Source organism: Burkholderia sp. JKS000303, from assembly GCF_002563755.1.
Lineage (GTDB): Bacteria > Pseudomonadota > Gammaproteobacteria > Burkholderiales > Burkholderiaceae > Burkholderia > Burkholderia anthina_B.
Map to the genome: position 1 here is coordinate 1,137,843 of NZ_PDBZ01000002.1, position 23,076 is coordinate 1,160,918.

General features: G+C 68.0%; 22 protein-coding genes. 7 read left to right on the forward strand and 15 right to left on the reverse strand.

Annotated elements, in window-relative coordinates:
- Positions 1 to 530 precede the first annotated feature (530 nt).
- From BX604_RS27210 to BX604_RS27225, 4 genes are all read left to right on the forward strand, one after another.
- On the forward strand, positions 531 to 1,661 hold the full coding sequence (locus tag BX604_RS27210; RefSeq protein WP_098553868.1) for a hybrid-cluster NAD(P)-dependent oxidoreductase: 1,131 nt from the start codon (positions 531 to 533) through the stop codon (positions 1,659 to 1,661).
- 123 nt (positions 1,662 to 1,784) lie between these two features.
- Positions 1,785 to 3,014, forward strand: coding sequence for a M24 family metallopeptidase (locus BX604_RS27215; RefSeq protein WP_098553869.1), 1,230 nt, complete (start codon positions 1,785 to 1,787; stop codon positions 3,012 to 3,014).
- A 51-nt stretch (positions 3,015 to 3,065) separates the two neighbouring features.
- Positions 3,066 to 4,268, forward strand: a complete 1,203-nt coding sequence (gene fdhA / locus BX604_RS27220; protein WP_098553870.1) for a formaldehyde dehydrogenase, glutathione-independent — start codon at positions 3,066 to 3,068, stop codon at positions 4,266 to 4,268.
- Between the two features lie 128 nt (positions 4,269 to 4,396).
- Positions 4,397 to 4,987, forward strand: a complete 591-nt coding sequence (locus BX604_RS27225; protein WP_098553871.1) for a dimethylsulfoniopropionate lyase — start codon at positions 4,397 to 4,399, stop codon at positions 4,985 to 4,987.
- Positions 4,988 to 5,090: 103 nt separating this feature from the next.
- Here BX604_RS27225 and BX604_RS27230 read toward each other — a convergent pair whose 3' ends face one another.
- Both BX604_RS27230 and BX604_RS27235 read right to left on the reverse strand, forming a co-directional pair.
- Complete coding sequence (locus BX604_RS27230) at positions 5,091 to 6,269, reverse strand: AraC family transcriptional regulator (RefSeq protein ID WP_179894896.1); 1,179 nt, start codon at positions 6,267 to 6,269, stop codon at positions 5,091 to 5,093.
- Positions 6,269 to 7,903: an AMP-binding protein gene (locus BX604_RS27235; RefSeq protein ID WP_098553872.1), complete on the reverse strand. Its 1,635-nt coding sequence runs from the start codon at positions 7,901 to 7,903 to the stop codon at positions 6,269 to 6,271. Before BX604_RS27235 ends, BX604_RS27230 begins: the two co-directional genes overlap by 1 nt.
- A 546-nt stretch (positions 7,904 to 8,449) precedes the next feature.
- Between BX604_RS27235 and BX604_RS27240 the strand changes: the two genes are divergently transcribed.
- Positions 8,450 to 8,905 (forward strand): carboxymuconolactone decarboxylase family protein, encoded by a 456-nt coding sequence (locus BX604_RS27240; RefSeq protein WP_098553873.1) that lies wholly within the window; start codon positions 8,450 to 8,452, stop codon positions 8,903 to 8,905.
- Positions 8,906 to 9,035: 130 nt separating this feature from the next.
- Entirely contained in the window at positions 9,036 to 10,136 is a 1,101-nt protein-coding gene (locus tag BX604_RS27245; protein WP_098553874.1) for an AraC family transcriptional regulator, read from the forward strand.
- Between the two features lie 25 nt (positions 10,137 to 10,161).
- Here BX604_RS27245 and BX604_RS27250 read toward each other — a convergent pair whose 3' ends face one another.
- Positions 10,162 to 11,655, reverse strand: a complete 1,494-nt coding sequence (locus BX604_RS27250) for a HAMP domain-containing sensor histidine kinase (protein ID WP_098554078.1) — start codon at positions 11,653 to 11,655, stop codon at positions 10,162 to 10,164.
- Positions 11,655 to 12,374, reverse strand: coding sequence for a response regulator transcription factor (locus BX604_RS27255; protein WP_098553875.1), 720 nt, complete (start codon positions 12,372 to 12,374; stop codon positions 11,655 to 11,657). The genes BX604_RS27250 and BX604_RS27255 overlap by 1 nt, the downstream gene beginning before the upstream one ends.
- Before the next feature lie 515 nt (positions 12,375 to 12,889).
- Between BX604_RS27255 and BX604_RS27260 the strand changes: the two genes are divergently transcribed.
- Positions 12,890 to 13,732, forward strand: coding sequence for a helix-turn-helix domain-containing protein (locus BX604_RS27260; RefSeq protein ID WP_098553876.1), 843 nt, complete (start codon positions 12,890 to 12,892; stop codon positions 13,730 to 13,732).
- A 12-nt stretch (positions 13,733 to 13,744) separates the two neighbouring features.
- Here the strand turns inward: BX604_RS27260 and BX604_RS27265 are convergent, their stop codons facing one another.
- The 11 genes from BX604_RS27265 to BX604_RS27315 form a co-directional block, all read right to left on the reverse strand.
- Complete coding sequence (locus BX604_RS27265) at positions 13,745 to 15,550, reverse strand: ATP-binding response regulator (RefSeq protein WP_098553877.1); 1,806 nt, start codon at positions 15,548 to 15,550, stop codon at positions 13,745 to 13,747.
- Positions 15,547 to 16,044, reverse strand: a complete 498-nt coding sequence (locus tag BX604_RS27270) for a molybdopterin-dependent oxidoreductase (protein WP_098553878.1) — start codon at positions 16,042 to 16,044, stop codon at positions 15,547 to 15,549. Before BX604_RS27270 ends, BX604_RS27265 begins: the two co-directional genes overlap by 4 nt.
- A 227-nt stretch (positions 16,045 to 16,271) precedes the next feature.
- A complete protein-coding gene (locus tag BX604_RS27275; protein WP_179894897.1) occupies positions 16,272 to 17,030 on the reverse strand; it encodes a prepilin peptidase in 759 nt (252 codons plus the stop codon).
- 25 nt (positions 17,031 to 17,055) lie between these two features.
- Positions 17,056 to 17,415 (reverse strand): hypothetical protein, encoded by a 360-nt coding sequence (locus tag BX604_RS27280; protein WP_143748133.1) that lies wholly within the window; start codon positions 17,413 to 17,415, stop codon positions 17,056 to 17,058.
- A 74-nt stretch (positions 17,416 to 17,489) separates the two neighbouring features.
- Entirely contained in the window at positions 17,490 to 18,293 is an 804-nt protein-coding gene (locus tag BX604_RS27285; protein ID WP_143748134.1) for a hypothetical protein, read from the reverse strand.
- Between the two features lie 57 nt (positions 18,294 to 18,350).
- Entirely contained in the window at positions 18,351 to 19,070 is a 720-nt protein-coding gene (locus BX604_RS27290; protein ID WP_244109080.1) for a lytic transglycosylase domain-containing protein, read from the reverse strand.
- On the reverse strand, positions 19,067 to 20,431 hold the full coding sequence (locus BX604_RS27295) for an OmpA family protein (protein WP_179894898.1): 1,365 nt from the start codon (positions 20,429 to 20,431) through the stop codon (positions 19,067 to 19,069). Before BX604_RS27295 ends, BX604_RS27290 begins: the two co-directional genes overlap by 4 nt.
- Before the next feature lie 46 nt (positions 20,432 to 20,477).
- Positions 20,478 to 21,122: a hypothetical protein gene (locus tag BX604_RS27300; protein ID WP_143748135.1), complete on the reverse strand. Its 645-nt coding sequence runs from the start codon at positions 21,120 to 21,122 to the stop codon at positions 20,478 to 20,480.
- 3 nt (positions 21,123 to 21,125) lie between these two features.
- Entirely contained in the window at positions 21,126 to 21,842 is a 717-nt protein-coding gene (locus tag BX604_RS27305; RefSeq protein ID WP_098553884.1) for a TadE/TadG family type IV pilus assembly protein, read from the reverse strand.
- Positions 21,839 to 22,198: a DUF192 domain-containing protein gene (locus BX604_RS27310; protein ID WP_098553885.1), complete on the reverse strand. Its 360-nt coding sequence runs from the start codon at positions 22,196 to 22,198 to the stop codon at positions 21,839 to 21,841. Before BX604_RS27310 ends, BX604_RS27305 begins: the two co-directional genes overlap by 4 nt.
- A complete protein-coding gene (locus BX604_RS27315; protein WP_098553886.1) occupies positions 22,195 to 23,076 on the reverse strand; it encodes a type II secretion system F family protein in 882 nt (293 codons plus the stop codon). Before BX604_RS27315 ends, BX604_RS27310 begins: the two co-directional genes overlap by 4 nt.

Sequence of the window (23,076 nt, forward strand, 5' to 3'; positions counted from 1 at the left end):
CCGGGGCGTCCGTCCCGGCCCCGAAAACGGCCTGACGAGACGCGATCGACGCGCGGCTTTTCCGCTGCCGAGGCCGCCCGGGCAAGGATCCGTGTGCGCCCAACCGCAGATGTTAGAGGAACAGCCTTCGCCCGGCGCCTGATTCGCGCCGGCACGACATCGCAGAAATCTGGTTTGCAGCGCATGCGGCCTGCCGCGAAGGCGGGCGCGAAACGCGCAGCATCGCCGGCACGTTAGCTGTTCGCGCCGCGCCATTTCGAACGACATCGACCGCCGCGCTATCCCGCTCGTTCGCACCGAGGCCATGCCCGCGCAGGCGCGCGCGACGCATAACCTAATGTAATGGCGCCCGGAAAATAAAGCGCATTGACGCTGTTTTAGTGCACGCCAATACTCGGCGCACAGCGAAGGCAATCCGGGCATGGAGCGAGACACGACACGAGGCGCAATGCCGCCCGTCATCGACGCCCGGCTTTCGCGAATGACAGCGTGCACGCCATGCGTGCGACGCGCCCCAAGGAAGCGATGCCATGAACTCCGTCAACACCATGTTCGACCCCGCACACGAAGCACACGACCGTCTCTCCCATCCCGGCACGTGGGACAGCACCGGAAGAACCTGGGCGAGCGGCGAACAGCAGGTCCTGACCTGTTGCCGCGTCGTCGACGAGACGCACGACGTCAAGAGCTTCGCGTTCCGCGTCGGCGACGGCGCGCCGGTGCGCTTCGAACCCGGCCAGTTCATGACGGTATCGGCGAACGTCCACGGCCAGTCGGTCGAGCGCTGCTACACGATCTCGTCGCCGCCGACGCGCCCCTATCTGCTGTCGATCACGGTCAAGCGCGTCCCCGGCGGCGTCATGTCGAACTGGCTGCACGACACCATGAAGCCGGGCAGCCAGTTGCTGGCGTACGGCCCGTCGGGCAGCTTCACGCCGACGGCGGCGCCCGCCGCCAAACTGCTGTACCTGTCCGCCGGCTCGGGCGTGACGCCGCTGATGTCGATGACGCGCGCGAGCATCGACCTCGGGCTCGACCTGGACATCGTGTTCGTGCATAGCGCGAGAACCCCCGCCGACATCGTGTTCCGCAACGAGCTGCAGCGGCTCCAGGCGCTGTCGCCGCGCCTTCGCACGTGCTTCGTCTGCGAAGGCGTCGGCGATGAAACGCACTGGCCGGGATCGATCGGCCGGCTCAGCCTGCCACTGCTTGCCGAGCAGGTGCCCGACTACGCCGAGCGCGAAGCGTTCACCTGCGGCCCGGCCGGCTACATGAACGCGGTGCGCGACGTGTTGCGCACCGGCGGACACGACCCGGCGCGCTATCACCAGGAGAGCTTCGACATCAGCGCCGGCGTCGCGCCGGAACCTGCCGCACCCGCCGCCGAAGCGTCGTCGGAAACCTTCACGATCAAGCTGTCGCGCTCGTCGAAGACGTTCACGATGAACGCGACCGACACCGTGTTGTCCGCCGCGAGAAAGGCCGGCGTCGCGATCCCGTCGTCGTGCAGCCAGGGCATCTGCGGCACCTGCAAGACCAAGGTGCTCGAAGGCACGGTCGACATGCAGCACAACGGCGGAATTCGCGAGCGGGAAGTCCAGAAGGGTTTCCGGCTGCTGTGCTGCAGCCGCCCGACGTCTGACCTCGTGCTGGAACTGTAGTCATCCGTCGGCAATCGCGCGTGGCACGATATCAGGTCGTTTCGAAGGAGTCCCAATCACTGCTCGCGCTGACTTCGCAGTTTCCTGCAAACACATCACCAGAACAAATTTAGGAGAAACAGCATGGCGGGCGATCAGCTCCTCGACGCGAGCAGTGCCATTGACGTGAACGACAAGGAAGCCGTGTTGCGCGACGTACGCGCATACCGGCTTGCGCGGGTCAAGGAACAGCTGCTCGCGCACAAGGTTCCGGCGATCCTGCTCTACGACCCGGTCAATATCCGCTACGCGACCGATACGTCGAACATGCAGGTCTGGGCCGGACGCAACCCCGCGCGCTACGTGATGGTGTTCGCCAGCGGCCGCATCGTCGCGTGGGAGTTCCACAGCAGCGAGCACGTGTGGGACGGCCTCGATCTCGATGTGGAGCTGCGCGGCGCGCTCAGCTGGACCTACTTCAACGCCGGCCCCGATACGGAGCGCCGCGCGCAAACGTGGGGCGCCGAGATCGTCGACGTGTTCCGCAAGCATGCGCCGGGCGAGCGCTGCCTCGCCGTCGATCGCCTCGACCCGTTCGGCACGGCGTACCTGGAAAAGCACGGCCTCACGCTGACCGACGGCCAGGAATTGATGGAAACCGCCCGGCTCGTCAAGTCGTCCGGCGAACTCGTGTTGATCGGCGAATCGCTGCGCACCGCCGAGAAGGGCATCGAGCGGATGCGCCGCGAGCTGCGCCCGGGCCTGACCGAGAACGACATCTGGGCGAACCTGCATTACGAGAACATCCGCCATGGCGGCGAATGGATCGAGACGCGCCTGCTGGCCTCCGGCGACCGGACCAACCCGTGGATGCACGAGTGTTCGTCGCGGGTGCTGCAGGCGGGCGACCTGCTCGCGTTCGATACCGACATGGTCGGGCCGAACGGCTATTGCTCGGACATCTCCCGCACGTGGCTCGTCGGCGACGGCCGCCCGTCGGACGAGCAGCGCAGGCTGTATGCATACGCGTACGAACAGGTTCACTTCAACATGGATCTGCTGCGGCCCGGCATGACGTTCCGCGAGTTCTCCGAACAGGCGTGGAAGATCCCCGATCGATTCGTCAAGAACCGCTACTGCTGCCTGGCACACGGCATCGGCATGGTCGACGAGTATCCGGCGATCGCGCACCAGGTGGATTGGGCGAGTTCGGGTTACGACGGCCGGTTCGAAGTCGGCATGACCGTCTGCGTCGAAAGCTACATCGGCGCGGAAGGCGGCAGCCAGGGCGTCAAGCTCGAACAGCAGGTGGTGCTGACCGAGCACGGCTGCGTGTCGCTGACCGACTGCGGCTTCGAAACCGACTGGCTGTAAATCGTCGCGGAAAGCGCCGCTTTCCGCCGACTCATCACATCGGGAGACACTATGTCAGGCAATCGTGGCGTTGTTTATGTGGGACCGGGAAAGGTCGAGGTGCGCGGCATCGCCTTCCCTGAACTGGTCGATCCGTCCGGCCGGAAAGCGAATCACGGCGTGATTCTGCGCGTGGTCGCCACCAATATCTGCGGCTCGGACCAGCATATGGTGCGCGGCCGGACGACCGCACCATCGGGGCTCGTGCTCGGCCATGAAATTACCGGCGAAGTCGTCGAGGTCGGCGCCGACGTCACGACGCTGAAAAAGGGCGACCTGGTTTCCGTGCCGTTCAACGTCGCGTGCGGCCGCTGTCCGATGTGCAAGGCGCAGAACACCGGCGTGTGCCTGACCGTGAACCCGGCGCGCGCGGGCGGCGCGTACGGCTACGTCGACATGGGCGGCTGGATCGGCGGGCAGGCCGAATACGTGATGATCCCGTATGCGGACTTCAACCTGCTCAAGTTCCCTGACCGCGACCGCGCGATGGAGAAGATCCGCGATCTCACCTGCCTGTCCGACATCTTGCCGACCGGCTATCACGGCGCCGTGACCGCGGGCGTCGGGCCGGGCTCGACCGTCTATATCGCCGGTGCCGGCCCGGTCGGGCTGGCCGCGGCGGCGTCCGCGAAACTGCTGGGCGCTGCCGTCACCCTCATCGGCGACGTGAATCCGGCCCGGCTCGAACACGCGCGGCGCGTCGGCTTCGAAACCGTCGACCTGTCGGAAGATGCGTCGCTCGCCGACCAGATCGCCGGCCTGCTCGGCGAACCGGAAGTCGACTGCGCGATCGATTGCGTCGGCTTCGAAGCGCGCGGCCACGGTCATGCCGGCTCGCAGGCGGAAGCGCCGGCCACCGTGCTGAACTCGCTGATGGAAATCACCCGCGCCGCCGGCAGGATCGGCATCCCGGGCCTGTACGTGACCGACGATCCCGGCGCGACCGATGCCGCCGCGAAGCACGGCAGCCTGTCGGTGCGCTTCGGCCTCGGCTGGGCGAAGTCGCATTCGTTCTTTACCGGCCAGACGCCGGTGATGAAGTACAACCGCAACCTGATGCAGGCGATTCTGTGGGATCGGCTCAACATCGCCGAAATCGTCAACGTGACCGTCATCGATCTCGATCACGCACCGAGCGGCTATGCGGAATTCGATTCGGGCGTGCCGAAGAAATTCGTCATTGATCCGCACGGCAGCCTGAAGGCAGCGGCGTGATGCGTCGTCGATAGCGAAGCATGCGGCGGCCGGCCGCGATACCGGCCGCCGCTTTCGCTGCGCGGCGCCGTCCTTTTATGCGTAGACTTTCGTCTCGTCAGGTCACGATCTCGGGAGCACGGACAGCGATGAGCGGGCGTTCAAAGAACATCGAGGATTTCATCCGGGTCGCCGCCGACCTGTTCCGGTCGGAACGGCTGCCCGCATCCGCGCGCGCGTTCGCGCCGCAAGTGTTCGCGCGGCTGCAAACCGTGTCGGACAACGGCACGCGGCTCGCGACGCGATACCCCGCGTGCGAATGGCTCGACGCCGCGCTCGCGTCGGTCGCGCGCATCGACGCGCAGTGCGCCGAACTCGCACGGTTGATCAAGTTGCTCGAGCCGACAATCGGATGGGCACGGCGCACGTCCGGACGGGACGGCAGCCCGAACTACATCGACGGGCACGTGAACGGGATGATCTGCGGGCCGGGCGGCGCGGAAAGCCGCGACGACATCCAGCTCGGCTTTTCGCTGCTGATGCCCCACGTGCGGTATCCGGATCATGGCCATCCGCCGGAGGAAGCGTACGTGCTGCTGACCGCCGGCGAATTCCGGCAGCACAACGGCGCGTGGTTCGATCCGGGCATCGGCAGCGGCATCCATAACGCGCCGGGCGGGCTGCACGCGATGCGCTCCGGCGATGCGCCGTTCCTCGCGATATGGTGTCTGCTGAATTGATTCGGCGGCCGGTGCGACCCGCTATCGACACACCCGGCGGCATCGACGAAGGGATGCCGTCCATGGGATCCCGCAAAGGGAGCCGTTTGTGGGAGCGAATGCGCTACGCACGCCGCCGGTAAGTCCCCGGCGTACTGCCCGTCCAGTGTCGAAAGGCCCGATGAAACGCGCTCGGATCGTCGAAGCCGATATCGGCGCCGATCGCCGCGATCGTATCGAGCGTGTCGGTGAGCCGCTGGATCGCGATGTCGCGCCGCAATTCATCCTTCAACGCCTGGAACGTCGTGCCTTCGCCGGCCAGATGGCGGCTCAGCGTGCGCACCGAACAATGCAGATGCTCGGCCGCCTGGTCGATCACCGGCAGGTCGGGCAGCGCCGCCGACAGGTATTGCCGCACGCGATGGCACACGAGCTGTTCGCTGAACGATTCGAAGATCCAGTCGCCGGGCGCGCGTGCGAGGAACTTGCGCAGGTTGCGCTTGCTCTGCCGGATCGGCGCGTCGAGATAATCCGCGCTGAAGCGCATCAGCGTGCGCTCGCAGTCGAACTGCACGGAGCCGGTGAAGAAATACAGGTGCTCGACCGCATGACGCGGCCGCGGGCACGCGAACTCGATCTGCAGCAACGGAATCTTCTGCCCGATCAGCCAGGAGCACACGCCGTGCACGAGCTTGAGCATCAGTTCCTGGCCGAGCGCGCCGATCGGGCCCATCGCCGGGTTCGGCCGCAGCAGCACCTGCGCGACGAGGCCGTCGCGCTTCGATTCGACGAAGAAGTCGTCGAGCAGGATATGGAAGAACTGGCCGAAACGATGCAGCGCCGTTTCGAGGTTGCGCGCATCGAGCAGGCTCAGGCACAGGTACTTCAGCGTGCCGCCGCGCAGCGGGCGCGAGAAGATGCCGGGCATCTCGTCGTCGAGGTCGATCGCGAGCGTGCGGTACAGCGTCGAAAACTGCTCTTCCGTCACACGCGCATGCGGCTCGCCGAGCAGCTCGATCGGAATGCCGGCGCCGCGCAGGTAACGCTCCACCACGTCGCGCTGCGCGCCCGCGCTCGCGAGAAAACCGTTGACGAGCGAGATCGGCACCGTGGCGCTCGGAGATGGCAGCGCACGCCCGGGCTGGGCGGAAGGTGAATCTGAACCGGTCATCGCGTCCCCGTCGATCGAACCGCTCGCATTGTACTTGAGCGGCCCATGCCGGGCTTTCAGGGCCTTCGGGGCCTTCGAGACTTGTGGCACACCGGTCCGCGCGGCGCCGGCCGCGCGGCGTGTCGGCGTCATCAGTCGGCGCGGCTCAGTTCCCGGCGCAGGATCTTGCCGACCGTCGACTTCGGCAGCCGCTCGACCATTCGAACGAGCTTCGGCACCTTGTAGGCGGCGAGACTCGCGCGGCAATGCGCGACGACGTCCGCTTCGGTCAGCGCCGCGTCCGGCGCGAGCACCACGAACAGCTTGACGGCCTCGCCGGTGCGCTCGTCCGGCACGCCGATGCATGCGCATTCGGCGACACCCGGCAGCGCGGTGGCGACGGCCTCCACTTCGTTCGGATACACGTTGAAGCCGGACACGATGATCATGTCCTTCTTGCGATCGACGATCTTCAGGAAGCCCGCCGCGTCGAACACGCCGATGTCGCCGGTGCGGAAATAACCGTCCGCGGTGAACGCGACCGCGTTCGCTTCCGGCTTCTGCCAGTAGCCGCCCATCACCTGCGGCCCCTGCACGCAGATCTCGCCCGCTTCGCCGATCGCCACCTCGCGATCCTGGTCGTCGAGCAGCTTCACGTCGGTCGACGGCAGCGGCAGGCCGGTCGTGCCCGTGAAGGTGTCAATCGACTGCGGATTGAACGTGACCACCGGCGACGTTTCCGACAGCCCGTACCCTTCGCGGATGAAGTTGCCCGTCACCGCCTTCCAGCGCGCGGAGATCACATCGATCACCGCCGCGCCGCCGCCGGCCGACAGCTTCAGCCGCGACCAGTCGACTTCCTTCAGCCGCGGATGACCGGCGAGCCCCGCATACAGCGTGTTGACGCCGACGAACACCGTCGGCCGCGCGGCCTTCAGCACGTCGATGAAGCCGTCCATGTCGCGCGGATTCGCGACGAGCCAGTTCTCCGCGCCGATCGCGAAGTAGGACAGGAAGTTCACCGTCAGCGCGAAGATGTGATACAGCGGAATCGCGGTGACGACGACCTCTTCGCCCGGCTGCCGCGCGGCCGGCACGATCGCCGCGAACTGCTGGATGTTCGCGACGAGGTTGCGGTGCGACAGCGCGGCGCCCTTCGACAACCCGGTCGTGCCGCCCGTGTACTGCAGCAGCAACAGATCGGCGCCGCCGAGCGCGACGGGCTCGCACCCGAGCGATTCGCCTGCGGCGAGTGCGTCGCCCAGCGCGATCGATCCGGGCGGCAGCGCGTCGCACGCGCCGGCCGGCGCATCGACGACACCGAGATCGCCACGCCCCACGCTGAGCACCGTCCGCACGCGCGTCTTGCCGACCACGTCGGCGAACGTGCCCATCGACCCGCCGCACACCACCGCCACTTCGACGCCGGCGTCGTTCAACTGATGTTCGAGTTCATGCGCCGTGTAGTGCGGGTTCACGTTGACCTGGATCGCGCCGATCCGCGCCACCGCGACGAATACGACCGGGAACGCGAGCACGTTGGGCAGCATCACGGCCACGCGGTCGCCCTTGCGCACGCCGACCACCTGCTGCAGGTACGCGGCCAGCGCGGTCGACAGGCGGTCGACGTCGGCATAGGTGAGCGTGCGGCCATACGCATGGAACGCGGGCCGCTCGGCGAAGCGGTACATCGCGTCGTCCAGCAGCGCGGTTACGGAAGGATGGCGATCGGCGTCGATCTCGGCGGGGATCGAGCCATACGACCCGATCCAGTGTCTCTTCGTCATGTCCTGCTCCTCGGGGGACGGCGCCACACGGCGCCGTTCGCACGGCGGCCCGCGCGCCGGATCGGCGCAGGCCGTCGCCTGACCGGCGACTATCGCCCGCCAGATAGGCTTTGAAAATGATCCCGGCGGCCGAAAAGATGATCGAAACGGACACGCGGGCAGCGCGACTTGTCTAGGCAACCCCGCGGGACACGGCCGGCGCGACCCGGTTCGGCGGGTGCCGACTATCCGCCGCGCAGCATGAGCAACATACGGAATCGGGCCGTTCCTCGCGCCGTTCCGGCCTGATACGATCGCTTCGCTTTCCGGTCGCAACCACGCAACCGTGTCGTGCCCCCGTGCCCCGTCCGGCCCATGAAGCCGGCCCATCGCCTCCGCAAAACGGAGCGCGCCCGCATCTCGCTCGTGTCATCGTCCGCATCGCTGCCGTATGTCGCCGGTCGATCGAACCGCCCAACAATCAGGATACCTGCATAACTGCCTCCGGTCGCGGCAGTGCCCCGCGCCGGAAGCCGGGACCCTCCATTTTCCAAAGGTCATTTCCCCATGCAAGAACGCATCTCGTTTGGACAACTCCCCGCGCGACTGCTGGACGTCGTGCTCAACGTCGAGGAATACGCGAACCACACCGGCCACGACTTCCGGCTCGTCGAGCTGGTCCGTGTGCGTGTGTCGCAGCTGAACGGCTGCGCGTACTGTCTCGATCGCCACATCAAGGAAGGTGTCCACGGCGGCGAGGATCCGCTGCGCTACAACCTGTTGCCGGTGTGGCAGGAAGCGCGGCATCTGTACAGCCCGAAGGAGCAGGCCGCGCTGCGCTGGGCCGAGGCGCTGACGCTCATCAGCGAGCACGCGATCGACGACGGGCTCGTCGACGCGATGGGCGAGCATTTCGAGCGCGACGCACTCGCGACGCTCACGCTGATCGTCGCGCAGATCAACACGTGGAACCGGCTCGCGAAGCCGTTCGCGTGGCAGGCCGGCGTGTTCCAGGCAGGTTGATCGTGCCCGCGGGCCGGCCCGCGCCGGGTGGCGCCGGCCCGCGTATCAGGGTGAACCCTGTGGCGCATGGCACCGTTCCCGAGCAGAATTGCGAGCCGTAAACGATATCGAATCGGACGCAGAACCCGCCATGCCGCGCAGTACGCCCCTGAACCCGACGGCCGACGGCGCCGCCCCGCTGCCGGACACCCCGCCCGCCCACGCGTCGCGGGAAAAACGCTTCTCGCCGGCCAAGCTGGCCGTGCTCGTCGGCGTCACTGGGGAACTCGGCCTCGACCCGGAAGCCGTGCTCGACGGCACCGGCCTGTCGCCGGCCGCCATCGCCGATCCGTTCACGCTCACGTCGTCGCTGCAGTTCCTGACCGCCGCGCGCAACGCGATCGGCCGTTACGACGGTTCCGACCTCGGCGTGCGCGTCGGCCGCCGGCTGCATGCGTCGAGCTACGGGATGTACGGTTACGCGATGCTGTGTTCGGAATCGCTCGCGCACGCGTTCGACTCCGCCGTCAAATATCACCAGCTCGCGAACGGCATGCTCGCGATCCGCTGGGTCGAACAGGGCGACACCGCGTCGTGGCTGTTCCCGGATCTGCACGAAGCCGCGCTGCCCGAGCCGGCTCTGCCGCTCTACCGCTTCCTGATCGACATGCAGTTCGCGCTGCACGTGACGATCATCAAGGACGTGATGGGCGCGTGGTGCGTGCCTGCGCGCGCGCAGTTCGCGCAGCCGCAGCCGGCGCACGCGGCGCAGCTCGCCGATGCGCTCGAATGCCCGATCGCCTACGACCAGCCGCACCCCATGCTCAGCTACCCGGCCGCGTGGCTCACGCGTGCGCCGCAGCTCGCGAACCCGATCACCGCCGCGCAGGTGTCGTCGCACTGCGCGCGCCTGCTCGACGAATTGCGCAGCCAGGCCGGGCTCACGCGGCGCGTGTACCAGGAACTCACGCGCACGCCCGGCCAGTTCCCGGACATCGACGCGATCGCCGACACCCTGTGCATGACGTCGCGCACGCTGCGCCGCAAGCTCGACGCCGAAGGCACGTCGTACAGCGAGTTGCTGACGAGCGTGCGCAAGGCGCTCGCGATCGACTATCTGACGACCACCACGCTCGGCACCGAGGACATCGCGCTGACGCTCGGCTTCAGCGATGCGGTCGGGTTCCGCCACGCATTCAAGCGCTGGACCGGCACGACGCCGAGCGACGTGCGGCGCAAGCGCGGCGGATAAGCGCGCGAGTGCGCCACCGGCGGTTTCAACGCGCATCGCCCGCCGCCGGATACGCAATCGCCAGCGCGAACTCGAACACCGCACCGCGCCCGGCGCGATCCACCAGCCGGATCCCGCTGCCGTTGAGCACCAGCATCCGGTGCACGATCAGCAGCCCGAGCCCGCCGCTCGTCGCGGCGGCGCCGCTCATCGGCCGCTGCGGCCGCTGGAACAGCCCTTCGCGCCGCGCGAGCGGAATCCCCTCTCCCGTATCCGACACCGTCACCACCACGCGATCGTCGTGCGGCACCAGCGCGACTTCGACTTCGCCGTGCTGCGGCGTGTGACGCAACGCGTTGTCGAGCAAGTTGGTCAGCACGCGCTCGATCATGCCGAGATCGGCCGACACCGGCGGCACGCGCGGCGGAATGCGCGCATGCAGCGTGACGCCGCGCGCCTGCGCGGCCAGCTCGAATTTCTGGAACACGTCCTGCACCAGATCGACGAGCGAGAACGGCTCGCGCTCCGCCTGCACGCCGCCCGACTCGAGCCGCGCAAGCTCGAACAGCGCCTGTGCGAGCCGGCCCACCTTCGCGCTCTGCGCGAGCGCGATCGACAGGTAGCGGCGACGCTCCGGCTCGGCCAGCGTCTCGGCCTTCAGCGACAGCGTCTCCAGATAGCCGTGCAGCGACGTGAGCGGCGTGCGCAGGTCGTGCGAGATGTTCGCGATCAGCTCGCGCCGCTGCTGGTCCTGGCGCGTCAGCGCGCGCCACTGGTCGCCGATCCGGTCGGCCATCTGCGCGAACGCCGATTCGAGCACCGCGATGTCGTCGCCGCGCCGTCCGGGCGGCGAGCGCGGCACCGGGGGCTGCGTGTCGGGTGCGCCGTTCGCGTCGAAGCGGCGCATCGCGTCGGTCAGCCGGCGCAGCGGGCGCGTGATGAAGCTGAACGCCGTCAGGCCCGCGATCAGGCCCAGCAGCGCGACGACCGCCATCGACCACAGCGTCGTGCGCAGCACGTTGCCGGCATCGACGCGCGCGGCCAGCCGGTCGTGCGCCTCGCCGAGCAGCACCACGTAGATATAGCCGGACGGCGGCTGCCCCGCGCGCTGCAATGGCGCGGCGCTGAACACCTTGCGCGCGTCCGGGCTGCGCGGATCGTCGCCGAGGATCGGCAGCGGATCGCCCGCGATGAAGCGCTGCACCGGCGCGAGATCGACGCGTTCGCGCTTCACGTGGCCCGGCGGCGCGTCGTCGCCCTCGATGCGCCCCGCGTTGTCGAGCAGGTACACCTCGACGCTCGGGTTCACGCCCATCAGCTGGCCGAACAGCGTGCGCACGGCATCCGGGCGCAATCCGTTCGCGTCCATCAGCGGCGTGCTGTTCGCGATGTGCGCGGCGAGATCGCGCGACAGGCCCTGCACGACTTCCATCTCGCGCATGTCGTTCGCGCGGATCTGCAGCCACGCCGATGCGCCCGAGCAGGCGAGCAACAGCACCGAGAACACGAGCGACAGCCGCTGGGTGAGCGTGAGTTTCATCATGTGTCCCGCTGGTCCGGCGCGGCGAGCTTGTAGCCCCGTCCCCACACCGTGAGAATGCGCACGGGTTCGGCCGGATCGGCCTCGATCTTCGCGCGCAGCCGGTTGATGTGCGTGTTGACCGTGTGTTCGTAGCCTTCGTGCTGGTAGCCCCACACCGCATTGAGCAGGTCCATCCGCGAGAACACCTTGCCGGGATGCCGCGCGAAGAAATACAGCAGGTCGAACTCGCGCGGCGTGAGGTCGATGCGCGCGCCGTCGACGGTCGCTTCCCGCGCGATCGGGTCGATCGACAGCCCAGCGATGTCGAGCGTGCCCGCGTCGATCCGCGAATCGCGCGCCAGCGCGTCGACGCGGCGCAGCAGCGCCTTGACCCGCGCGACGAGTTCGAGGACCGAGAACGGCTTGGCCAGGTAGTCGTCGGCGCCGAGTTCGAGGCCGAGGATCCGGTGGACTTCGCTCGAACGCGCGCTCGTGATGATGATCGGCGTGTAGCGCGCCATCGCGCGGGCGCGGCGGCAGATTTCCAGGCCGTCGACGCCCGGCAGCATCAGGTCGAGGATCAGCGCGTCCCAGTTGCCCTGTTCGAGCAGGCGCAGGCCTTCCGCGCCGTCCGCGCTGTGCACGACCTCGTAGCGTTCGTCGCGCAGGTGCAGGCTCAACACGTCGGCGATGTCGGCGTCGTCTTCGACGATCAGGATGCGTTTGGGGTGGTCCATGGCGGTCGGGGGCGGGGCGTCGGTCGGGTCTCGGTAGCGCAAGGCGGTTCCAGGCGGCCGCGGTTCGGACGCGTCGCGCGCCGGCGTCGCATCGCGGCACAACGCCGCGCTGTCGCCATTGTGCGGACTTTTGCCGATGGAAGGGGTCACATTTCGTTTAAGTTTGGAGCGTGCCGGCACGGTGAGCCGGCAAGACTTCCCGCTCCGGCCCCTCAAACGCGCTTCCTCGCATCCCGGCGCGAACGCCGATCTTCGCGGGTTGATCGCCGCATGGCAGCGGCCCGCCCAACGCGCCTGCCTCCATCCGAAGCCGCCGGCCGGCTGCCCTGCCGGAAAAAACCATTTCTGGTAGCCTTCTCCGAAGCGCAGGCGAAAGCCGCTTCACCGCTGGCAACCCGGCCCGTCCGACGCGCGGCCGGGCGCCCGCCCGACAGCCTCCGCTCGCAGCGCCGCGCCAGTTGCTATAGTCGCTCTTCTCCCCTGCGCGCATCGCACCCCATCGCCATCTCGAGCACATGAACCCAGCGCAAGACAACCTGATCATCGCCCAGCACATCGGGCAAGCCATGGACCGACTCGGCATCCCCCGCTCGAAGCAGACGCGCACGCTCGCCGAGATGCTCGAGCTCAGCTTCGCGCAGGCGCACCGGAAGATGAAAGGCCAGAGCAACTGGACGATCGTCGAGTTGCACACGTTGTCGAATGCGCTGTCGGAACCGGTCACGTCGCTGATCGATCCGCGCCAGACACCCGCGCGGGCGCCGCATACCGCGCTGTTCGACATCGGCTCGAGGCTCGTACCGTGCCTCGCGTGGATCGGCGACGAAATCGCGCCAGACGACGCGCCGGAGTTCGTCGCGGTCCGCGCCGCGAACGTGTGGCAGATCCATCCGGCCGATCAGGCGCCGACGGGCCGGCAGCATGCGGTCGAGCAGGTCGAGATCCGGCCGCGCCATCATCGGCTCGACAAGCCGGCCGTCGCCGTCGTCGACGACGATGGCGGCATGCTCAAGACGGCCGACATGATCTGCCTGTACCTGAACGACCACGGCTTCGATGCGCAGCCGTACTACGACGCTGCGTCGTTCCGGCATGCGATCCGGCACATCGCATTCGACGCGTTCGTGCTCGACTGGCAACTCGACACCGAGACGGCGGAAGCCGCGATCAGCGAGATCCGGCTGTCGGGCAACGCGCAGGCACCGATCCTGCTGCTGACCGGACAGCTCGAGGCCGGCCACGCCGACGAGTCGGACATCGCGAACGTGATGACGTCGTTCGACGTCAGCGTGCTCGAAAAACCCGCGAGAATGCCGCTGCTGATGGCCGCGCTGAACAAGAAGCTCGTGCGCCCGTAACCGGCGCCGCTGTCACCCCGACAAGTCGGAGCGCGCCCACACGCTGTTCAGCGCAAGGCTCAACACGTCCGCGCGGACCGGCTTGATCAGGTAATGCTCGAACAGCGCGACGCTCTCCGGCGGCAACATGTCCGGCCCGAGCGCGCTGAACGCGAGCAGCGGCGCCGTGCGATTCCAGTCCGACCGCTCGCGCACCTCGCGCGCGAGCGTGACGCCGTCCTTGTCCGGCATGTTGATATCGAGCAGGATCGCGTCGAACGGGCGCTCGTCCATCGCCGCGAAGGCGCTGCCCGCGTCCTGCGCGGTCACGCAGTCGATCCCGCGCGACGCGAGCAGCGCCGCAATCGCGACGCGCACCGGCTCCTGATCGTCGACGACGAGCACGACGCGTTTTCTCGACCAGCGCACGTCGGATCCGCCGTCGGCCGTCGCGCGCTTCAGCGGAAAACGCACGACGAATGTCGAGCCCTTGCCCGGCGAGCTGTCGACGGTGAGCGATGCGCCGAGCAGGTCCACGAGCCGCTCGACGATCGCGAGCCCCATGCCGATCCCGCCGTAACGCCGCGTGCTCGACGCATCGAGCTGCACGAACGGCATGAAGATCTTCTCGATTTCAGCCGGGTCCATGCCCGCGCCGGTATCGCGCACCTCGACGACGAACGCGTCGTCGTCCGCGCCACGGTGAAGTTGCGTGCGCAGCGTGATCGTGCCCGCGTCCGTGTACTTGACCGCATTGACGAGCAGGTTCGTGATGATCTGCTGAATCCGGTACGGATCGGACACGTGCAGCGACGGCCGCTCGTCGAGATCCAGCTCGAGCCCGAGCCCCTTGCGGTCGACCTGTGGATCGACCGATTCGACGGCCGCCATCACGACCTCGCGGATGTCGAACGTCGTCGTGCGCAGCTTCAACTGCCCGGCTTCCATCTTCGAGAAGTCGGTCAGATCCTGCATCTGCGCGTCGAGCGATTCGGCCGCGCGCGCCAGCTGCTCGAGCAGCAGCTTGTCGGGGCCCCTGAGGTCGCGGCTGCTGAGCACGTCGATCGCGGTCATGATGCTCTGCAACGGCGTGCGCAGCTCATGGCCGATCATGCCGAGAAACGCGTTCTTCGCGTTCGCGGCGTTCGCGACCGCCAGCGCCGCCTCGGTCTCGCGCTGCAGCGCGGTGCGCTGCTGCATGCCGAGGCTGCGCAGCCGCCGCGCGTTCGACACGAACAGATACGCGAGCACCATCAGGATCACGGTCGCACCGATGCTCGAACCGATCAGCAGCGTGCGGCGCCAGCGATAATCCGCATACAGCGCGTCGCGCCAGCGGGCCTCCGCATCGCCGACGCTGACCTCCAGGTTCACGAGCGGCCCGCGCATCGACTCGTATTCGTCGCCGATCCGCGCCGGCGTGTCGCGATCGCCGGGCAACGCCTGCATCAGCAGCCCGATCCGCGCGACGATCGCCTGGAGCTGCTGCACGTTGCGCCGGTAGCTCGGCACCTCGGCGAGCAACTGCGTCGCATCCGACCGCGCCGACAACAGGCCGAGCTTCGACTGCAGCAGCTTGAACTGCAGCCGGACGTCGTCGAGTCCGGCCTCGCCGAGCCGGTAGCGCTGCACCATGATCTCGCCGCGCATCGACTCGTGCTCGAACTGCGAGATCATGAACGCGTGGTCCTCGACCGGCCGCGCCGCGGCATCCTCGCGGTCCGCGCGCGACACGACGAACAGGTAGCCGGACGCGACCCACAGCGCGACCAGCAGCGCGGCGAACACCGCACAGATGTACAGCGTCGTATCGCCGGCTTTCGACGCGTCGATTTTCATTGGACCTCGATGCTGCGCACTTCGAACACGAAGCGGCGCGTGTTGCTGATGCTGGTCAACGCCTCAGGGTCCGCGTCACGCGGGAAGATCAGGAACAGCGGCCCGAAATCCTCGAGCTTCAGCGGCTTGCCATCCGCTTCGTATGCCAGGACCGGCTGATGCTTTTCGATGAACGCCATCGGTATCACCTGCGAATAATCGTCGAATGCGATCACGCGAATACGCGTGCCGGACGCGCCGACCCGATTCAACACGTCGGTCAGCCGGGGGCCGACCCACTTGCGGACCGGCGTCCAGTTGGTCGATGTCGTGATCGCATACGCGCGCATCGCATGCAGTTCCCGGCTCGAAAACACGTAGTCGTGCCGACCGACGCTGTCGACCGATGCAATGTCCCCGGACACTTCGAGTGAAAGCGGCGCATCGTGCGCGTGCACCGCCGATCCGAGAAAGAGCGCCGCACAGGTAACGATGCACGTCCGATAGCTGGCCATGACGAACCCTCCGCTGTTTGCGCGAACGTTTCACGGCCTTCCGGTCCATCCCCGACCGCTGTTCTGCGACGCGTCCTGACGATTGGGCAGGCAGCGCTGCCGCGCATGTTTTGCTGTTGCATCGCGTCACCCGGAACGCGTATGCGTGTGCAGCGCCAGACTGCTGCCGGCCCGACGATACACGACTTGTATGACATATCCAACCTGCTCGCGGACGTGCGCCCGGCTCAGAAACCCAGCCATCCGTCGATCACGTGCCCGAAAAACAGCGTGACAAGGCCGCCGGCGGCGATGAACGGCCCGAATGCGATCGAGCGGTCGCGGTCGCGCCCAAATCGCACGATCTGCACCACGCCGAACGCGGCGGCCGTCACGAACGACACGAACAGCACCTGCGGCATGGCAGCCACCCCGAGCCACGCACCGAGCAGCCCGAACAGCTTCGCGTCGCCATAGCCGAATCCGTCCGCCCCGGTCAGCCTCCGCGTGATCGCGACGAGCGCCCACAGCGCGCCGTAGCCGACCACGCAGCCCGCGAACGCATCGGCGAACGGCACGAACATGCCGATCCCGTTCAGCGCCAGACCGCAGGCGGCCGACGGCAGCGTGATCACGTCGGGCAGCAGGCGCGTCTGCGCGTCGATGAAAGCCAGCGCCAGCAGCGCCGCGGCCAGCCCGTAGGCGGCCAGCGCCTGCGGGCCGGCGCCGAACCGCAGCACCGACGACAACGCGAGCGCCATGGACAGCGCAACGACGAGCAAGCGGAGCGCGATGGCCGCCACGCCGCGCAGCGGCGGCGGCATGCACCATTCGATGGCGTCGCCGGCCTCGCTCGCGTCTTCCTCGGCCCATGAGCGCAACATCGCACGCGGCAGCCGCTCGACGACCGCGGCAAGCCAGACGCCGATCGCGAGCCCCGCGACCACGGCCGCGCACAACGCCGGCCCGTGCTGCCCGGCCAGCGCGCCGAACGTCATCGCCGACATCGCACGCTGCACGCCCGCTGCGCCATCAGCCGAGCTTCTTTTCGAGATCCGAGCAGGTCGCCGCCTTCTGGCGCTCATACCCGGCCGGATCGCGGTTCTTCATCTGCGCATAGCCCGTGACCGTCACCTGCGCCTTCTGCCATCCGGCCGCCCAGTCGACGGCGAAATTCGCGTCGTTCGCGAACTGCTTGTGCGACGCCTCCTTGTATGCATCGATCCGCGCCTTGTCGATCTGGCACACGTCCGACGCGATCCGCGCATTCGAGCCGGCCAGGTTCACGCCGAGCGACGCGAGTTTCTGCATCTGATCCTGCGACTGCGCATCGGCGCCGGCGGCCAGCATGCCAAGCCCGATGCAAACGACGAATTTCCTGCAACCCTTCATCCTGCCCTCCTTCCTGTTGCGTGATACGAATTGATACGAATGGTCCTGCTTCGAAACCTGCCCGCCCGCCGCGCTCAATGCAGCGCGCTGACGGTGACCGAGCCATGCTTGCCGTTCGTCGTGAAGTCCGAGCGCATCACGAGGCCCGTACCCGAACAGAAATGATCGACGACGTGCGTCGTGGCCGTGCCGCCGCCCGCATGACCGAATGCGGTCATGTTGCCGACCTGCTGCGTGCGGTCGTAGCTGATCGGCACGCAGCGCAGCTTGCCGACCGCCGTGTCGAGTTGCTCCGCCTTGCCGACCTGCTTCGCGGTCGTCGTCAGCACGATCTTGGGCGCCTGGATCTGGCCGACCTTCGCGCCCATCGCCGCCACGCCGCCCGAAAACGACGATTCGGTGCGCGTGCCGGGCAGGCTCGCGCCCTCGTCGAGCGACTCGCCGACGTAGGTGAGCAGCCCCGAGGTCTGCGTCGATATCGACCCGGTCATCGTGCCCTGCCCCGCCGTACCGCTCATCGACCCGGCCGCCGCAGTCGATTCGAAGCGTGCGTGGTTGCCGGTCACGCGCAGCGTCATCCGGCTCTGGCTGTTCATCTTCTGACCGCCGATGCTCGCCTCCGTGCGGGCCTGCACGGTGCCGCTGCAATCGCCCTCGGCCGTCTTCCTGAAATCGAGCACGGTGACCTGGGTCGTCATGCCGGTCGGCGACGACGTCAGCGAAAAACCGCCGCCCGCGTGCATCCACGGCGCGTCGCATGCGGCCGCATGCGCGGCGGCACTCGCGCCCCAGCCCGCGCAGGCGAGCAGCAGCACGGCCGCCCGGCGGCGCAGCGCCACGGCAGGAGATCGGATCGGGTCAACGTCATTGACATGCATGTTCGCTTCCTCGTGTAACGGTGTATATCGACTGCTCGTGGCATGGCATCCCGGCGATCAGCGCGGCGCCACATAGGCGGTGTCCTGGACGCCGCGCGCCCGGAAATACGTATAGCGTGCGAGCACCTGCGGCACGTATGCCTGCGTTTCGGCATACGGCGGCACCCCGCCGTATGTCGTCACCGCTTTCTCGCCCGCGTTGTAGGCGGCAAGCGCATACGGCACGTTGCCGGAAAACCGGCGAATCAGGCTGCCCAGGTAACGCGTGCCCGCGACGACGTTCTGCACCGGATCGGTCGCATCCGACACGCCGAAGCGGAGCGCCGTCGACGGCATCAGCTGCATCAGGCCGCGCGCGCCCTTCGGCGAAAGCGCGCGGTCGTTGAACCCCGACTCGACCGCGATCACCGCCGCGACGAGCGCCGGGTCGACCTGCGCGTCGGCCGCCGCGACGCCGATCAGCGGCGCAAACGCATCGTAACCGCACCCCGCACAGACAGCCGGCACGGCACGGCGATGCACGGCGAGCCCCGCACCGCTCAGCACGACGCCGCGCGCGGCGCCCGGCGTCGCGTCGGCAGCGACGTCGTCCGGCATCCGCGCGGGCCATGCCGCGCGCGATGCCGGATGCGCATACCCGACCGTATAGGCCACGCCGCGCGACGCCCAGCTGGTCCGGCCGCCAACGACGTACGCGACCCCGTCCGCATACGCCGGCGCGACGCCGGCGCACCAGCCGATCGCATACAGCCCGACGGCGGCCCATGCGCGCGTCACTGCTTCACCAGTTCGACGCGGCGGTTCTGCGCGCGGCCGATCTCGGTGTCGTTCGGCATCAACGGCCGCGTCGCGCCGTACCCCTTCGCACCCAGATCGCCTGCCGGCACGCCGGCCGCGACGAGATACTGCTCGACCGCCTTCGCGCGCGCCTCCGACAGCGTCGCGTTGTGATCGGCGGCGCCGCTCGAATCCGTGTGCCCGCCAACCTCGATTTTCCAGCCCGGATGTGCCTTCAGGATCGCGGCCGCCTTGTCGAGCATCGGTTTCGCGTCCGCGCGCAACGTCGCCTGATCGAGATCGAAGTTCACGCCGTACAACTGCACGCGCCCCGTCTGCTGCAATTGCTCCGCAAGCGGATCCGGCTGCCCCGACGCTTCGCACGTCAGCGTGCTGGCGCCGATGCGCGTGCCCGGCGACTCGTCGACCTGGCCGAACGTATGGGCATCGCCCTTGAACAGCATCGCAAATGCGTCGTGCGCGTCCGGGCTGAACACCATCACGCCGGGCGTGCCCGTGCCGGATTGCCCGTCGTTGCGGGTGAAGCGCAGGTAGCCGCCGGACTCGATCCCGCCGACGATCGTGCCGAGCACCTGCCCGACCTTCACGTCGTCGCCGCCCGTGTGCGCGGCCTCGAAATAGCAGCCGCTGACGGACGCGCCGCTCTGCTGCAGCAGCACGTAGCCGCTGGAGCCGAACTGCAGCGGGAAATGATAGAGACCACCGATCTGCCGCACCGCCTGCGGCGCGCCGTCGAACGTGCCGAGCGCGGCGAACCGCGCAAGACCGATGCCGTACGGCGCGGCGTCCTGCGGCGACGACAAGGTGAGCCGCAACCACTTCGCCGACACCGGCGACGCAAGCCGCGCGCGCTGCGTCACGCCGGGGCCGACCGTCGCCGCATTCGCGAATTCGGCGTCGTACGCGGTGCTCCACGGGCCGTTCGCGCCCTGCGTCGACGCCTCCACCTTCACGTGATGCGCGGTGATCTTCTGCAGCGCGTTGCTCGTCATCGCGAACGACGTGATCGTCGCGGTCGCCGGCAGCGCGATCGTCAGCGTGTACGGATTGTCGTTGACCTGGATGCCGGGCGAATCCGGCACACCGTCGAGCAGCCGGAACCAGCTCGTGTCTTTCGCGCCGACCGCGAACGCGCCCGCGGTCAGCCCCGCCACGTCGATCTCGGCCGGTGTCGCGGCAACGGGCGCCGCCTGCTGCGCCGACGCAGGCGCCGCTGCGGGTGCTGATGCAGGTGCCGATGCCGCGTTGTCGCCCTGGGTCGAGCCGGTTTCCTGCTGCTTGCGATGACAGCCCGACACCGTCAGTGCGGTCAGCATTGCGAGCGCGGCCACACCGGCCATGCGGCGCATCCTCCTGTTGTTCGACTCCGTCACGTCCATCCCTTCCTTAGTTTTGCTGGCTCCGCGCGAGCATCTCGAGCATGTCGAGATCCCCGCGAATCCGTTGTTGTAGCTGGTCGAGCCGATAGCGGCCCGCGCCATTCCGCTTCGCGTCGTCGAACGATTTCAGCGCGTCCTTCAAGTCCGCCTGAACCGTCCGCTCGCGCGCCTGCACCATCCGGCGCGCCGGGTTGTCGGCTTCCTCGTTCGGCGTCGCGTTGCCGGTCAGCCGGTCCGCCCGCAGCCGATGATCGCCGCGAATGGAATCGGCAAGCGGATCGACACCCGACGACGCGGCATCGCGCGACACGTGCGGCGCAGCGACCGCCGGCTCCGTCGGGCTGGCGGCCGTGGCGTTCTCGGCAGACGCGTGCCGGGCCGTTGTGTCCGGGGTCGTCGCGCCGGTCGCCGTCGCATCGCCGCGACGCACGGCGCCGCCCGGGTTGCCCGCATTTCCCGCCGCCGCGCCGCCGCCCGCCCGCGGCAGCGCGGGCAACGGTGCCGGAACGGTCTTCGACGTGATGATCTCGACACCGGCTTCCCGGCTCACGGTCACCGTGGATCCGGCCCACGCACCGGTACCGGTCCCCGCCGTCAGCACGGCCGCGAGCCCGCCCGCCACCGCACGTCGCATCGTCGACACCCGTTGCAAGCGCTACCCTCCCCGATAAGGTGACTGCATCCGCACGATCGCTTCCGACACGAGCGGAATCCGGAACCCGCCGGTTACCGACGAATAGCCATAACAGCCGTTCGCGCTCGCGGCAAGCCCGGTCCCGCCGGTCTGCCCGGTCGAGTAGATGTTGCTGACTCCATTGACCAGCGCGAAGATCACATGATTCACGAACGGCACGTAAAGATCGTAACAATACGTCATGCTGATCTTGAGCAGGTTCGCATCCTGAATCGACAACCCCGACGACGCGCCGGGACGCGAGTCCCGATACATCAGCGTGTCGTTCGGTATTTCCTTCACGGTCTTGCCCGCGTAATAATTACTGCGTCCGAAATCCGCGAGCGCCGAGGGCGGCGGATTCAGCACCGTCAGCGTCGTCACGCCGGGGTTCAGCGCCTCCGCGCGCGCCGACAGCGCCGCCGTCTGCTGCTGCGCGAGGCCGATCGAGTGCGCGAACAGCGGTGCAAGCCCGTGCGCGAAGCCATCGAGCATCGCGCTGCGCTGCCCGTTGTTCACCGCCCCCGCGCGCGCGGCCATCAGCGTGGCGTAATTGACGGTGCTCTTCGCCTGGTACAGCAACCCGAACTGCACGATGCCGAGGCACAGCAGCAGCAGCACCGGCAACCCGATCGCGAATTCGACCGCCGACTGCCCACGTTGCAATGCGCGCGACGGCGCGCGCCCTCTCCGGTTCATGGTTCCTCCCCGCGGTTCACGATGTCGAGCGCGAGCCCCGGCACGATCCGGAGCTGTGCACCCCGCCCCGCGCACAGCTCGAGCGTCGCCGCCGCGCGCCAATGCGCGCGCACGCGGCGCGGCGGCACGGCCGGATGCACGGCGAGCACGACGTCATGGGCATCGAGAAACACGACGTCGATCGGCTGCGCCATGAAGAACGTATGCACCGAACTGCACGGCCGGATCAGCAGCGCGTCGCGCGCGCCGATCCCGCGACGCCCCATCCATCCCTTCAGCCGCTCGCCCATGCGCGTCGCGACCTGCAGATCCAGCGCGAGCGTCCCCCACGGCGCATCGACGCGCGCGCTTCTCACAGCAACCCCTGCTGAACAAACTTCATCACGATCGGAAAACCCAGCACGATGAACGTGACCGGGAAGATGAACACCACGAGCGGAAAGATCAGCTTCACCGGCGCTTCCATCGCCTGCTTCTCCGCGCGCTGGAAACGCTCGCTGCGCCGCTGTTCGGCCTGGAAGCGCAGCGTCGACGCGAGCCCGCCGCCCATTCGTTCGGCCTGCACGACCGCGCTGACGAAGTTCGTCACCTCCTTGATCTGCAGCCGGTTATCCATCCGGCGCATTGCCTCCGCGCGCGTGAGCCCGGATTTCAGATCGCGCAGCACGTGCTCGAACTCGCGCTTCAGCGGCCCGGCCGGCCCTTTCGCGACCGCCTGCTCGAGCGCGCCGTTCAGGTTCAGGCCGGCTTCGATACTGAGCGTCAGGAAGTCGAGATACACCGGCAGGTGCTTGGTCGCCTGCTTGACCGTGCGCGCACGGATGTCGCGCAGCCAGATGCGCGGCAGGAAAAAACCGATCGCGGCCACCCCGAGCGCGATGCCGACATCCTGGAACCCGAGCAGATGCATGACGACCAGCGCGATGACGAAGGCGATCGTCATCCCGACCAGCGACAGCGAAATGAACTGCGTGGCCGACAGCATGAAGCTGCGCCCGGTCAGCTGCAGCTGCAGCTCGATGCGCGTGACGAGCGCCTTCGGATAGAAGCGCCCCAGGTAAAACTCGACGAAGCGCACGGCGGGCCACAGCACGCGCAACGGCGTGCTCAACGGATCGAGGAACTCGCGATCCTCGCCGGGCACGCGCTGCCCGAGCGTGCCGAGCGAGCGCAGGATCAGCCCGAGGAACACGACCAGGCCGAGCGACAGAATGAAAGCGAGTATCAGTGTCAT